Source organism: Shewanella psychrotolerans, from assembly GCF_019457595.1.
In the GTDB taxonomy this organism is placed as follows: domain Bacteria; phylum Pseudomonadota; class Gammaproteobacteria; order Enterobacterales; family Shewanellaceae; genus Shewanella; species Shewanella psychrotolerans.
On sequence record NZ_CP080419.1, the window covers coordinates 1,466,721 to 1,481,195 of the forward strand.

Here is a 14,475-nt window from a genome sequence, read left to right on the forward strand (position 1 = left end):
GTTTTAATCGACGGTTTGAGTATGATTTTTAGCAAACCGTGTTACTGCTTAACTTGGGTCATTCAATAAAACCTGTCCGAGATAGAGTTGCAGCAAACCATCGATGTTGTTGAGTTCAACCCCAGTAATTTGGCTGATCTTATCGAGCCGATAGCGCAGGGTATTGCGGTGGATATAAAGCTGCTTTGCACAAGCGCCCTGATCCCCTAAATGAGTAAGATACGCCGCCAGAGTTTTTCGTAGCTGCTGGTTATTGTCGTGCTCAATTAACCTGCTAAATGGCGTGAGCAGTTGCTGACCGCGCCAATCTTGTTTGAGTCCCGACAACATCACCAGTAACGCGAAATCTTCAAATAGGTATTTGCTTTGTTTGGGTTGCATCTGCATGCCAAATCTAAGGGTTTCTTTTGCGGTTTGGTAAGAGTGATGAATATCGGTCGCGGCAGGGAAATAGTGTCCTAGGGCTATCTTTAACTGGACACTTATCTCTGTTGGAATACGTTTAAGTAGCTGGTCGATACGCTCACTTTCAAGACTTGCATTCCACTGTTTACCATCCAGAAACGCAGGTTTAAGGATCACCAACTCTGTCATCGAGGTCATGGCGATAAGATTGCCTCTCGATGGATTTTTAAGCAGGTTAAGCACTTGTTTTAATAGCGGGTTACCCATTGTGTCACTGTTATCATCCTGCACTTGGATCACGGCTGCGACGCGGGGCATATAAAGGTCAATATTGAGTCTCTTTGCCCTAGCTTCGAGCTGTTCAATATCATTATATTTCCCTTTAATTAGCTGCAGAATAAACTCCTCTTGCTGACGGTTTTGCCATTGGATCAGTTCAATTGAGTTAGCCTGTTCAACAATCATCTCGGCGGTCATCTTTAGTAGCTGGCCAAAGGCCCTGAGGTGCTCAGGCTCTCCAGTAATACCGATAACGCCGATGATCTCGCCTTGATAGTGCAGCGGCAGATTGATGCCCGCCTTGACCCCATGCAGGCTACCAGCGCTGGCGTTGTTGAGTTCTACGGTGCGATTCTGGCTGATGGCCAGCAGGGCGCCTTCGTGGATGGAGCCGATTCTGTGTGGGTCGCCAGAGCCCAGGATCATTCCTTGGCTGTTCATGACATTGATATTGTGGCCGATGATCGCCATGGTGCGATCGACTATCTGTTGGGCAAGTTGTGTGTCGAGAAAAAACAAGGCGATGTTAACGGCTTAGGAATTGGATCCTGAGCTTAAGGCAAAAACTTCCCTGACACTAGCCTTGGTTAAGGCTTTTTCGAGATGACCATTAATGATAAAGCATAAAAAACCCGCGACGGGCGCGGGTTTTAAAGGCAATTAGCTATGACTGCATAGCTATTAAAGCTTGTAGCTCATACTAAGCATGATCAGGTGGGCATTGTAGTCGTGGTTGTTGTAACCAAATCCGACGACGTTCCAAATGTCATCTGGCGCTATGCTGTTACCTGGATCATTGTCCTGGTATTTTTCCATCTTATAGTCAAGACGGACCGCCATCTTATCGGTGGCCTGGTATTGGCCATAGAAATTGACGTTGTGGACTTTGGCATTGTAATCGCCATAGTCACCAGCAATTCCCTGTTGTACCTGAGTGTTGCTGCTTGAATCTGAGTAGGTGTAGTCTACGCCAAGACGTAGTTTCTTCTCTAACAGATTGTTGTAGCTAAACCCAGCGCCAACCACATCGACCTGATCTTCGACTAAGCCAAACCAGTTTGGTGCGCCAAAGTTGGTGCTGCCAGCCTGCTCTGAATCAATGTTCTGACGATTGTAGAAGGCGTTAACCATCATATCGTCGTTGAGCAGGTAGCTGAGGTTGATGTCGTAGCTGACATCTTTTGACTCAGTTAGACCGATTTGGGTTTCGTTGTAGTCATCCAGAGCGTAGCGACCACCAAAGTCAATAGTCAGCGCATCGATTGGTGTGTGGCTAACACGAGCCTCGACCATGGTACGCTGGCGGTCAGCAAGGTTGTACTTGCGCAGCAGGCTGTTTGACTCGTTTGAGGTCCACTCAGAGGCTTGGTATCGCGAACCATCACGCTCGCCATAGCTACCCTTGATCCACATATCCCACTTGTCGAATGCGCTTAGGTGGTACTTAGCCCACAGCGTGTTCTCATCAGTGGTTTCGCGGTCTTGGTAGCTACGTTCGTCGCGGCGGTAGTCGTAACCGACATCAAGCTTCATGCCACGGCTGATACGCAAATCAACACCCACTTTACCTCTTTGTGTCGTGAAGTCATAAGGGGTGTTGTAGGCCACTTTGCCTGTGGCGGAGTCGATGCTGATCTGAGTCCACTCTTCCACATTGGTCTTGTTATCGCGGTCGCTATAGTCATAGCTGGCGTTAACACGAACCGTGCGGTTGATGCGAGACACGACCTTTAGGTTAGCACCGGACATATCGACCTTAGCATCCACTGCATCTACTGGCGTTTGATAACCGTAACCAGAGGTCACCAGCGCCTGATCTTGGCTCATCTGACCGTAATGTACGCGGCCGCTCATGATGGTGCTACCGGCGGTGTATTGGCCCATCAATGAAACAACATGTGCTTCATTGTCAGGGTCAAGCGCCATAACACCTTGAGTTTGCGCGCCAAAGGTTGGGTTAAAGGCATTGTCAAAGGTCAGTTGGCTATATTGGTTTTTAAAGCTAGAACCTGAATAGTTCAGGGCGGTAAACCAGTTATCGCCTCTGAACTTGACGCCTGCCTCAACGGTATCTGTGGTGTAATCCACAGGCTCAGCCAGCATCATAGACTGATTGAAGAAACTACCTGATGCCTGCTTAAGACCCGTTTTATCTTCACGCTCATAGTTGATGTAAGTGCTCCACAACTCCTCACCCTGATACTCGAAGCCTAGGCCAGCGCGCTTGCGCTTGAGGGAGAGTTCAAGTGGATTAAGGCTGTTGTACAGCTCATTCATATCCTGGCTTGAACCTGCAGTCTGCCAGTTGCTTGGTAGAGTGAGGTGGTCACCGCCTACACCTTGATATGGAGTCATGGCACTGTCAGTGTCGTAAGTCGCGATTTGACGGTAATTTAAGTTGATCTTGTATTGACCCACCCTACCGGTATTTACGTCTAAATGACCGTTTTCCATGCCCAAATCTTGCGCTTCTACTGTAGTGCGATAGCCTGATTCGTTGGTGTATCTGACATCGGCATCGACTTTACCCGCAAACTCATTTTCTGCCGCAAATGCATTAGCAGAGTGGATGTCGTTACTGTCGTTATAACCGACGCCAACACCTACCGAACCTGATACGCCAGTATCAATAGCGCAGCGCTTACATGCCCACTTATCAAATTTTACTTTGTCAGTGTTGGCATTTTGTACACCATAGCCATCTGCAAATGCGATGTTTGGCACAAATACACTGGTATTAGCGATCAGGGCGAGCGTGACTAAATTTAATTTGAATTTCATCTTCTCGTCTCCTTAGCGCTGGAATAGCTTGCCAGATGGATGGTTAGAACCATGGACCTGACTATGACAGTTCAAGCAGCTGCGGCCACCGGTAAAGGCGTTACCACCCACGGTTGAGCCTTGTTCTGTGTTACCCAGGTATGCATTGCTGGCATGGCCATCGCTAGCGTGACATTGCTGACACAATTGAGGTGCACGAGTATTTAGCATACCTTCGTTTACGCTGCCGTGTGGATTATGACAAGTCACACAGTTTTCAGTTACGGGAGCATGTTCCCATAGCTTTGGGCCGCGTTTTTCAGCATGACACGAGTAGCAAGTTTCATTCACGCTTGGCTTTACCAAGTCTGAATCAGCCATCGTGCCGTGTGGATTATGACAATCGCTACAGGTCATTTGGTTCCATTTCATTGGATGACTAGATCGCTTGTTCATATCCGCTTTTTGCTTAGTGTGACAGCTAGTACAGACTTCCATCTCAGTGTTTTTTGACAGCACGGGATCTTTTTCGGTATGAACCGAGTGACAAGAAGCACAGGCCACATCGGCATTGTCGTGGTGACCACCGTTCCATGCTATACGCTTGTCATCTTTGTGACAGCTCATACAGACGCTGTTTTGCTTCTCAGCTGACAGGCTTGAGTCAGGACCGAAGGCAATCATCGGTTCGTTACCGCCGCGGTTATGTTTACCCATAGGGCCGTGGCAGGCTTCACACTGCAGACCGGCCATCGGGCTATTGCTCGAGTTAGCAGCGCCGTGTACGCCTTTAAACAGATCCATGACTTTTTCTGATTTGCCGTGACACATAAGGCAAGAGTCGGCACCTTTAGGCGAGTATTGGCCTTCGGCAAACTTCTTGTCTAGCGTGGTTTCCACCTCGTCAGGGGTCATCTTAGCGTCCCACTTAGAGGCAACCGCGCCTTGGCTTATGCCAAGCGACAGCACTGCAGCTGCCATCACCGCCGGAATCAGGCTTTTGAATTGATTTGTGATTTTCATAATAGGCATCCTAATTTGCACAAAATAGTCGTGAAAAGTGGGGGAGGTGACTCCCCCGGTTTTCAATTTGAGATGTGCAAATTACATCTTCACCGCTGTGTGATCTTCGATAACAGGTGCGTGGCAGTAGAAACAAGTTTCCAGTTGCGCGGCATCGTTAGCGACATCTTTATCAACATTAAAGACTGCACCTTGGCTTTCGGCGTGAGCCTTGACGCTATCGCTGGTGTGACATGATGTACAAGTCGCCGCGATAGGCGTGCTGTACTGGCCAGCAGCGGTCGCTAGTGCGCCTTTAGCTTTGAAAGCGTCCAGGTTGAAGTCGTTGTGACACTGGGCACAATCTTTGATGATGCCTTGCTCGCCATGAACCACGTGCAATTTCATCTCTAGCGCGCCTTTGTTAGCGCCACCAGCATAAGTACCGTCTGGAGTATGACAAGCCACACAAGCATCAACCCCTATGATAGGCATATCGTTAGCATCTTTTGCGTGTGAAAGCTGCTCAGACATCACGAAACCAGCATGATGGCTACCCTTGTGCACTTCAAACTCTTTGGTGTGACAAGATGCACAGGCAGTGAAGTTAACTGAGTCGACATGACGCATGCTTGGTGCTTGACCCGATAGCGTGGCAAAGACCAGATCGGCTTTCATACCAGTGTACTTATCAGTATCACTACCGTCGAAAGCTGGATCGTCACAGTTAACGAACTCACCCTTGTCTGAACACATAGCCCAACCAACGAAGGTAAAGGCGGTTTCGTTGTCGGCACCTTCGGCACCTAGCTTAAGATCTTTGCTTGTGGTGTAAACCAGCTTGCCATCTTGGATCATCGCTTTGGCATCGACCACGCCATTCTTCACGGCATTGATAGAATCTTTTCCGCCGTAGCCTAAAGTAACATTGTTAGGCCCTACGTTAGTGACGATCTCGAAGCGCTGTACCATTGGCAGAATGGTGTTTATATCAACGGCTGCGCCGCTGGCGTCGACAACCTCAATACTGATGGTTGCTGCTTTGGTTTCAGCGTTGATAACAGATTCCGCATTTAGGCCGTACTGGTCGATAAGGGCTTTCTTGTCGTTGCCCGTTTGTGTATGGAGCTCGGCAGTCCAGCTCGCGTTATGACAGGCAACACAGTTGCTGTTGTCATTTTGCTGAGAGTGACCTTTACCCGCTTTGAAGTCGACGTTGACGTGGCAGCTAGTACAGGTTTCCATGGTTGGAACGCGTGACCAGTTGCCCCACTCGGTTAGCTCTTCTGACTGCACGTGACAGGTTTGGCAGTTGTCTTGCACTATGTGATGAGCGGTTTCGGCGCTCTTATCCATGTTACGACCGTACATCTTAGCGTCGTTGTGCACGTTGTGGACTAGATGGCCGAAGGAAACTTGCGGCTTGCCTTTGTCATCAGCCATCTCTTGAGTATGACAAGATACACAGGTTTCTACATCTGTGTAGCTGTGATAGATCTTCTCACCTTCGGCGTGACAGCTGTTACAGCTGGCGGTATCAACGACATTTTTAGTGTAAAGGGCTTCATAGCCTTCACCTGAGAAATCTTCTGAGATCTCAGTACGTGGTACGGCAGTTACACCATCAAGCAGTGTTGATGCACTGGCGATAACGTTGTAGCGTTGAGTTAGCTCTGAGTTGTAACCTTCCACGTCGATAGTAAAGGTGTAGTTACCATCTTTATGATCGGTAAAGGCTTTTTGTGAGCCAATGAATTGCCATTCGGCGGCATTACCGGCACCGGTTGCGCCTTGTGGCAGCAGTTGAACTACTTTTTTTACTTCAAGATCTTTTAGACCGATAACAGGAAGATCTTCTTCGTTGGTCGCAAAGACGGTGATAGTTGGAATACCGTTGTCATAGTCCACCTTGGTGACATCAAGGTGAAGCACTTCAATGGCGTCGGCTGCTGGGCCACCTGGGTTGCCCGGATTACCATCTTTACCATCGCTACCACCACAACCGGTAAGAGCCATGGAGACAGCACCTGCTGCGAGAAGCAGCTTAAATTTATTGTGTTGTACGTTCATCATTTTTTCCCTGCATAGGTTTGGCATCGTCTTAAGTGCATGGCCTGTTATATAGCGCCGATTCTCTTTTATAAGTAGTGCAGCCTAAGTCAATGCTGGAAATAGAAATCCCCAAGGAAATGCTAACGTAACAGACGGCTAAAATCTGCCTGACTGAGTCTAATGTGTGACCCAGATCTTTCTATTTCTAAAGAGGTAGGTTTAAGGGCTAATAAAGGCGAGGTTTGATGAAAAAAATGTTGCAAAATGAAACAGTTTTGCGATTTTTGTTGTTATTTTAGTATTCGCTGTTCTTTATTGAAAACAAAGGGAGGCGGTGCCTCCCTTTAGCTATCAGAATTTCCCCGATGAGCCATCAGGGGAAGGCTAAGTCACTAGTGACTATTACCTCAGTTAGCGTGAGCTTCTAGCAGTTGACTGTCATTATGACAAGTAGAGCAAGTTTCTGCTGGGTTGAGGCTATCATAATCGCTAGCTGGTACACCTAAGGTAGAGAGAGGTGCCCCCTCTTGCTTGATCAGTCCACCGTTAGTCTGAATATGTGCAACCATTGCGTCGTTTATACCGTAAGTTCCCTGGTGACAGCTAACACATGCAGCAGTTTGTGGTGATACCACTAGTTGCTCGTTAGCGTCACTTAAACGGTTACCATCAGTCGTACCAAAGGCAACAGGTGCGGCTTTCGGATCTATCTTAGAAAGGGAGAATCCCTTGTCACCGTGACATGCCTGACACTCAGTTTTCTTGAAGAAGAATAATTCTGAGTTTTCAGGGAACCTGATATAGTGCTGACTATGAACAATATAAGCTAGGTTAGAAGAACCTGCGCCTTTCTTGTCACGTGTGCCATTGTGGCAGCTTGCACAGCCATCCATATCGTTACTGAAACGATGCTTAATCGCAGTAGTGTGACACTGCTGACAAGCGGTCATGTCTGCATGTTGTACGCGTGGAGACTGGTCAACCTTGGTACCATCGGCAGCGAAGTAGGCTGTGTCAGAAGGCACGTAAGGGCCAGCATTGGTTGCAACGCCTTCTGTGACTGTACAGTCGGCTAATGCGCCTTTGCCGTCAAAGCAGATGTGCAGTTGGCTGCTTAGCGCAACAGCCACATCAGGGGTTTCTAGAACCTGAGCAACCTTGTATGCACCATCTGTGATAGTGACATTGATTGACCCATCTTCGCCCGCAGCGAAGTTGTCGTAACCTACCTTCTGGTAGTTCACGAGGAAGTCATCGTTGACCACACCGTTGAATACTATGGCACTGGTGAAACCACCATATTTGTATGGCGTAGGATCGATTTGTGCCAACGTTACCTTAGTATCACCTAAGCTCACAGTCATGTTAGCCGTTACTGTCTTAGTATCAGCATCATAGCTCATGCTGTTAAAGGTCACTTTTGCAGCTGCTGATTGTGCATTGTCATTTTTCAGGTAGTGGGCCGATTCTGCACCGCGTACACCACCGTTTGGATCGTTATGACAGCTCACACAGTTTTGCTTGTCTTCCTTAATTTGATTGTTTTCGCTGTCCCAGTGCCAGCTTGGTACTGCATCTTGGCTGTTGTGACAGTTCATACAGGTTGCTGTATCCAAGTCAGCCTTCCAGGCGTCAGCCATCGTCAGGCTTTCATCTGCCTGGTGACAGGTTTGGCAATTACCCGCGCTTTGTGGGTAGATTCCATTGTAAGTTGAGTGGCTATGGATAGCGTGTGCCATACCTTTGATTGAGCCATCAAACTCATAGCTACGTACCACGTTGCCAGCGTCATCTTTCTCGTCTTTCATGTACGTGTTGTAGTCGGTATGACAGAAGGTACAAGACTCAAGTGTGACATGCTTGCCGCCATGCATGGCAAGAGCGCCTTCTTGGCTAGGACGGTGACAGTTCTGGCAAGTATCATTTGCAATCACAGCTTTAGGCTTATCTTGAACTGTGTCAGAACTTGGTTGCCAATAGAAGAAGCTGTTATCAACCATTGACGAACCGGCAAAGTTGCTCGCCTTAACGCCGAGGTAGATGCCATTAGTGACGTCTGCCTTATAGTCGTACTTGCCTAAGGTGTCGATAGGTTTATCCAGCACTAGCGTATAGCTGCCGTCACCATTATCGGTTAAGCAAGTTTCACACTCTGAACCTTTGAAGTAGGAGGAGCCAGTGTAGTGGTCATCGCCTTTATCTTTATTAAAGTAGCTTAGCCAGATATCACGTGGGTTGCCTTCGAGATCTGTGCTGCCCACTTCCTCTTCGTTGCCGACACGACCAAAAGAAACTGCACCAATATCTGCTGGTGTGAGACCGAATACCGCAACGCCGTTAGCGTCAGATAGATTGAAGTTGATGGTGAGGATACCTGCGTCATCTACGCTGGCCGATTGAATAGTCGATTTTAGGTGTGAAACCTCGCCAATAGGGTTAGCAATAGGACCTGGCTTGCCATCTTCGCCATCTTTACCGTCGCTGCCGCAACCAGATAAAGCGAGAGAGATAAGTCCGGCACCTAATACAGCTTTTGTCGCTGCATTAACATTGAACTTTTTCATCATGATTATTCCCTGCAATAGTTTTAATCATCACTAATTGATTGTTATTCAATAAAAACAAGCACTGAAACAGAGTGCTGTAATTGTTTTCTACGTTGAAAACACCCGCTTAGTGTGTGGAATTAATTTCCACCTCTAAGGCTATCGAAATGGCAGCTTTTTAGCAGGTGTTTCAGTCAGCTTATGTGATTGAGATCTGACTATTTCTTTAGAGGTAGGTAAAAAAATGCATTTAAAGTGAAATTTTCATTTTCACTTAAGAAAGTCAGTCAGTTAAATGGTGGGTTTGTTAAATCATTGTGGCAATGTGAACAGGGGGGATCGGGAGGGTGATCGGCTGTTTATAAGTGTGTGGGCAGTTGTGCGAAAACTATTCGGTGAAGTTAAAGCGGGTGTGGTAAACAAAAAAAGAGTGGAAAGCCAGGCTTTCCACTCTTTTAATGATTTAAAACCGACTTTTTTAGTCTTGCTTATGCAACTCGGCAACCTTTTCTGCACTATGGCAGGTTAGGCATGACTCGCTGTTAAGCATAGCTTCTTCGTAGCTACCCGCAACGACACCACCCATGCTTTCGATGTGTGATTTAGCCGCCTCTTTTCCTCCGCCGATCTCATAGCTTGATGAGACGTGGCATGAGGCACAAACACCCGCTTGTGGACTAGAGAAAGTTTCATCTTTTCTATTCCAGCGCATTGGGGTTGAACGGGCGTTTTCTAGACCGAAGCTGCTGTCGCTATGACATGCACTGCAGTTTGCGCTGCTCACCAATGCTTGCACATCTTCGCGGCCATGGGCTTTACCGAATGTACCGTGTACACGAACGATTAGGCTGTTGTAGTCGCCGGCTTCGTGACACTGAGCACAAGTGTGCACGTCTGCATTGCGGTAGTGCGTATCGCCTTTGCGGGCAACCATGTCGTTGTTGTGACAGCTTGCGCAGCTTTCATAGTCAACGGCGCTGGCGCGTTCAGGAGCCTGTTCACCACTTAGGGTCAAAAATGCCGTTGTTGCAGCGTTAGCGCTTAGTGGATTCTCTCTATCGCGACTGTCGAGTGGGCAAACGCCGTCGACTAAGGCGAGTAGATCTGAGCTCTTATTAGTAAAACAGGTCTTAAAGCTTGGGGTAATGGCAATGTTAGCCCCAGCCTTGATAGCATCAGCCAGAGATGGAAGACCATAACCTGGGTTCGCAGCATTAACCGTTACACTGTAACTACCGTCGGCATTCGCGCTGACTGAACCACTGGTGCGTCCGGCGAGGAAAGCATCAGGCGTTGTCGCGTCAACAGCGTTCACATAGAGACGCATGCCAGTGGTATAGTCACCAGATACGATCTCTTCGCCTTTGGTTAAGTGCATGGTAAAGCTTAAGGTATTTGAAGCCTCATCCCAGTTGATCTGACTGTAGCTGGCATCAATTAGAGTCCCCGCCTGTGATGCCGCCTCGCTGCTTTCTTGCTCATGCCCTGCGAAGTGACGGAAGGCGCCGCCACGGGTGTTACCGTCGTGGCTACTGTGACAGGCGACACAGCCTACCAGCTGGGTTTCTTCTCCAACAAGCTCAGTGCGGTTTCCGTAATGGTAATCACCGTGGCAAGTTTGACAGGCAACGGCATCCTTATCAGCAAACCATGCCATAGCATGAGGAGTCAGTCCTTCTGGCAGCGTCTCTTCAGTCGTGGTGTAGCTAATGTGACAGCTTTGGCAGTTGGCTGTTGAGGCTGGGAAGTTTAGCTCGGCCTTTGGGTTGCCTTCGCTATCGAGCGCTGCCCCATCAAACTTGTATGCAAACGCTGGGTTTTTACTTGCGTTAGCAATGACAGTATTGAATTTTGCCAGCTCACGGCGATCACCTTCAGTGATACCTGTATGAATCGCGTGCACTAGGCCTTTGATGGAACCATCAAAGTTAAATTCAACCGTATTACCTTCTCCGTCAACACCTGAGCCGCTATAAACGGTGTAATCGGTATGGCAGAAACCACAACCATCGGCGGTGTTACCATAGTTACCATGACGGATATGGTCTTGACCAACGTGGCAGTTAGTACAAGTATCCATCTCCAGCACCTTCTTAGGCGAGGCGACAGACTGCTCTGTTATAGGATCCCAATAGTAGGCTTCGACATTTTTCAGCTTGTTTTGACCGACTCCATAGGTCATCACATAGATGCCTTGGATCTGGTTGGCATCATAATCGTAGTCTAAACCGTTAGTGTCTATGATATTTGGAGCGGTGATTTTGTATCTACCTTGGCCTAAATACGCAAGACAGGTTTCACCTTCTGGGCAGTCACGAGTTGTGCGCCAGTTGTCAGAACCTGTCATTGGTACGCCATTTTTGCTGGCATTACGGTAAGAAAGCCAGATCTCTTCATCACCATCGGCTCTAGCCGTGACTTCTGTACCGTCTTCTAAGCTGAATGGAGTAAAGGCTTCGCTGCGTGTGCCCATGCGGCCGAATGCAATTCTGAGCGGATCTGTTAGATTTTCTAATCCTGTTACTGCGACGCCATTGGGATTGGTTAGGCTAAATTCAAAACTTAGTGTTTTTGAAGCCTCATCATAGTTTGCTAGCTCGACTTTAGTTTGGACTGCGGTTGCGCTGTTGATATCAATTGCGATTTCACCTGGTTTGCCGTCTTCACCATCTTTACCGTCGCTGCCACCACAACCGGCAAGCGCTAGGGACAAGGCCCCAACACCAAAAGCTGTTTTGACAGCGGTACTGATTGAATACCGTTTCATCATTTTTCCCCTGCATGAGAATGAGAGTGATCTCAATTTTATTTTTGGTATGAACAAGGTGAGCCAGAGTTATTGCTATTGCCTCAATGACTTGGCGACACCTTGGGCGCATATTACTCAAAAGGGGGTAGATGGAGAGCACGGGGCAGCCCAAACGTGAAGCGGATCTATTTACGGTGTTACAAAATGATAGCTATGTTAAATCCCAATAATTACAGTTGCTTACTGGTTGTGCTCTGTCTCGAAGTTAAACGGTGCAGTGGAAAGTTGGCCATTACCTTAAGTGAAGCTTAATAAATGGGGGGTTTATTAGCTTATGTATTGATCTAAGACAAACTCACTGGCTGAGGTTGATGATCGATTGCGCCTGGTTTGGTCACAATCTGTATTTTTGTGGTTGTATGAATGTTGTTTAAAGGTTGGCGGGGTGAAGAAAAGGAGGCTAAAGCCTCCTTTTCTGAGCTGACGATTAAGGGTTATGAATACCCAGTAATTGAGTTGGTGTATGGCAGGTTGAGCAGCTCTCTGCCGCGCGGTTGCGAACGTCATCAGCACTCATACCATCTAAGATACCGCCATTGGTCTGGATATGGGCCGCACCAGAATCCTTAAGGTACTTCTGGTGGCAGCTGAGGCAGGCACCTGCATCGGATGAGACCCAGATATCAATGCCTGTGGTGGTATCGCCATAGCGCCAGACGCGGTTGCTGGCTCGGCCAAGTTCAAAGCCTCCATCGGTATGACAGGTGAGACAGTCTGTTTTCAGTACTGTGCCTGACTGCACGCCTGCGTATTTCAGGTAATGACCTTCCGCTTCGTGCGCCTTAAAGGCGAAGCTAGTTGATTTACGACCGCCAGGGTAGCCTTCATCTCCTCGTGTGGTTTTATCAGAGGTGTGACAGGTCTGACAGTTGTAGCCATTGTTGTAGTGGTGGTTTTCCTGATTGTGGCAGGTTTGGCATTTTGCCGCATCGACGATAGCACGGCGCGTGGCGATTTGCCCGTTCTCGTCGACACCAGTACCAGACCAGACGAATTGGTAAGGCGCCTCTTTTACCGCCACCGAACGGGTGTTATCGCTACAGGCCGTCATCACCACCTCAGCCACACCATAGCCACCATTGTTGAAGCAGACCTCAATGGCTGACCAGAGTTCAAATGTCTTGCCTGTGGCATCTAGTGGCATATCGAAGGTGTTAGCGACAATGTTAAAGGTCTTGCTGGCATCGTCGTAAGTGGCATCGGATAACCTGAAACGGCGGTTGCTGTAGGATGCGTCGCTATAGGCTGGGTAGTCTTTATCGACATCCCAAGCGACGACCACTCGGGTTCCCAGCTCAATATAGTCGGCGCCGATTGCATTTCCTGAAGCATCGGTAACTTGCACATCAAACTTCAGTTTCCCATCGGCGTCTAAGCCTATGTTGCTAAAGTTGACTCCCATGGCCTGGGCTAGCGCATAAGCCTTGAGGACATCACCATGACGCTTCTCGGCGTTACCTGTGCCTGAGTAGGTATCCGTGGCATTATGACAGGCAACACAGTTGGTGCTGGAGTGAGTTTGTGACGGTTTTTCGGTGTGACAGCCAATACAGGCAAGGTTTGACTGATCGGTCTTAAACAGCGCGGCATCGCTAGGGGCACTTTCGCCCTCGACGTGACAGGCTGCACAATTGGCTGCGGGCTTTTGTGGAAACATTACCTTGCCATAGTCGTGCAGGCTTCCATTATACCCCACAATTTTATAAGGCGCGGGAACATAGCCTTCAGGGGTGCTGGTGACTCTGTTCTGCCCCTTATGGATGGCATGTATCATGTAGGCAAATGCAATGCTATTGCCACTCTCTGGATCGCCAGAGGTTGTGGTGTGGCAACTGGCGCAGTTTTCCAGATCGATGCGCCGACCGCCGTGGAGCGCCAGACTCTCCTCCTGGTGACAGTTCATGCAGGCCTCTTTGCTGACGACATTGCGCGTCTGGATTGAACTGGTCGCACCGGTTGATGGTTGCCAGTCATGGTGGGCGTTGGCCGTTGCTTGAGGCAGTTTCAGTTCCAGTGTCACTCGATGGGTATTGTCAGCATTGTAACTGATGCTAAGAGGTTCGGTGACATTGGCTACGTTTTGCTGGAAGGTGTAGCGATAGCTACCATCTTGATTATCGACTAAGCAGTCTTCACAGCTGCTTGCGGCCTCAACGTTTGCTTGGTACTGAGGTGAGGGGTTAAGCCCTGAAGTATCTTCAGGTAAAGAACCTGGCTGTCTTAACGAATTGATATAGGCTTGCCACTGGTAGCCTCTATCAAACTCCTGACCGTCTATAGTTTCGACGACATTAGCGAGCTGGGCGATTCCAAAGCGTAAATCATAATCTTTGGTGAGGCCGAGTACGGCGACGCCATTGGCATTTTCCAGCTTAAAGGTCACGCTTACTTGTCCATCTTCGACCGAGGCCTCCGTAAATTCTGCCATTACGGTCGGTGTGTCATCGATATTGATACCGATAGGGCCGTCAGCGCCATCTTCACCATCCTTCCCGTCACTGCCACAACCCAGCAGGAGCGTGCTGCAACTTAGGGTAATGAGGCTCCATCGATTCACCTTTCTCATTATATCCATCATAGTGCGTTCCATTTTTAATCTATCAATGCTTGTTAGGATAGGCG

Annotated in this window: 7 protein-coding genes; all 7 read right to left on the minus strand. The window is 48.5% G+C overall.

Annotation, left to right across the window (positions count from 1 at the left end; translation table 11 throughout):
* Positions 1–48: 48 nt before the first annotated feature.
* Positions 49–1,203, minus strand: coding sequence for a sugar diacid recognition domain-containing protein (locus K0I62_RS06535; protein ID WP_220070678.1), 1,155 nt, complete (start codon positions 1,201–1,203; stop codon positions 49–51).
* A 162-nt stretch (positions 1,204–1,365) separates the two neighbouring features.
* A complete protein-coding gene (locus K0I62_RS06540) occupies positions 1,366–3,465 on the minus strand; it encodes an MtrB/PioB family decaheme-associated outer membrane protein (protein WP_220070679.1) in 2,100 nt (699 codons plus the stop codon).
* Positions 3,466–3,477: 12 nt separating this feature from the next.
* Entirely contained in the window at positions 3,478–4,467 is a 990-nt protein-coding gene (locus K0I62_RS06545) for a DmsE family decaheme c-type cytochrome (protein ID WP_220070680.1), read from the minus strand.
* An 81-nt stretch (positions 4,468–4,548) separates the two neighbouring features.
* On the minus strand, positions 4,549–6,519 hold the full coding sequence (locus K0I62_RS06550) for an OmcA/MtrC family decaheme c-type cytochrome (protein WP_220070681.1): 1,971 nt from the start codon (positions 6,517–6,519) through the stop codon (positions 4,549–4,551).
* 386 nt (positions 6,520–6,905) lie between these two features.
* The gene (locus K0I62_RS06555; RefSeq protein WP_220070682.1) at positions 6,906–9,065 is read right to left on the minus strand and encodes an OmcA/MtrC family decaheme c-type cytochrome; all 2,160 of its coding nucleotides are present in this window, start codon (positions 9,063–9,065) and stop codon (positions 6,906–6,908) included.
* Positions 9,066–9,522: 457 nt separating this feature from the next.
* Positions 9,523–11,814, minus strand: coding sequence for a multiheme c-type cytochrome (locus tag K0I62_RS06560; RefSeq protein ID WP_220070683.1), 2,292 nt, complete (start codon positions 11,812–11,814; stop codon positions 9,523–9,525).
* Between the two features lie 466 nt (positions 11,815–12,280).
* A complete protein-coding gene (locus K0I62_RS06565) occupies positions 12,281–14,431 on the minus strand; it encodes an OmcA/MtrC family decaheme c-type cytochrome (protein ID WP_434086830.1) in 2,151 nt (716 codons plus the stop codon).
* Between the last annotated feature and the right edge of the window lie 44 nt (positions 14,432–14,475).

Coding starts and splice junctions, on each gene's coding strand:
- K0I62_RS06540 (WP_220070679.1), bottom strand. CDS start 3,465: ATGAAATTCAAATTAAATTTAGTCACGCTCGCCCTGATCGCTAATACC.
- K0I62_RS06545 (WP_220070680.1), bottom strand. CDS start 4,467: ATGAAAATCACAAATCAATTCAAAAGCCTGATTCCGGCGGTGATGGCA.
- K0I62_RS06550 (WP_220070681.1), bottom strand. CDS start 6,519: ATGATGAACGTACAACACAATAAATTTAAGCTGCTTCTCGCAGCAGGT.
- K0I62_RS06555 (WP_220070682.1), bottom strand. CDS start 9,065: ATGATGAAAAAGTTCAATGTTAATGCAGCGACAAAAGCTGTATTAGGT.
- K0I62_RS06560 (WP_220070683.1), bottom strand. CDS start 11,814: ATGATGAAACGGTATTCAATCAGTACCGCTGTCAAAACAGCTTTTGGT.
- K0I62_RS06565 (WP_434086830.1), bottom strand. CDS start 14,431: ATGATGGATATAATGAGAAAGGTGAATCGATGGAGCCTCATTACCCTA.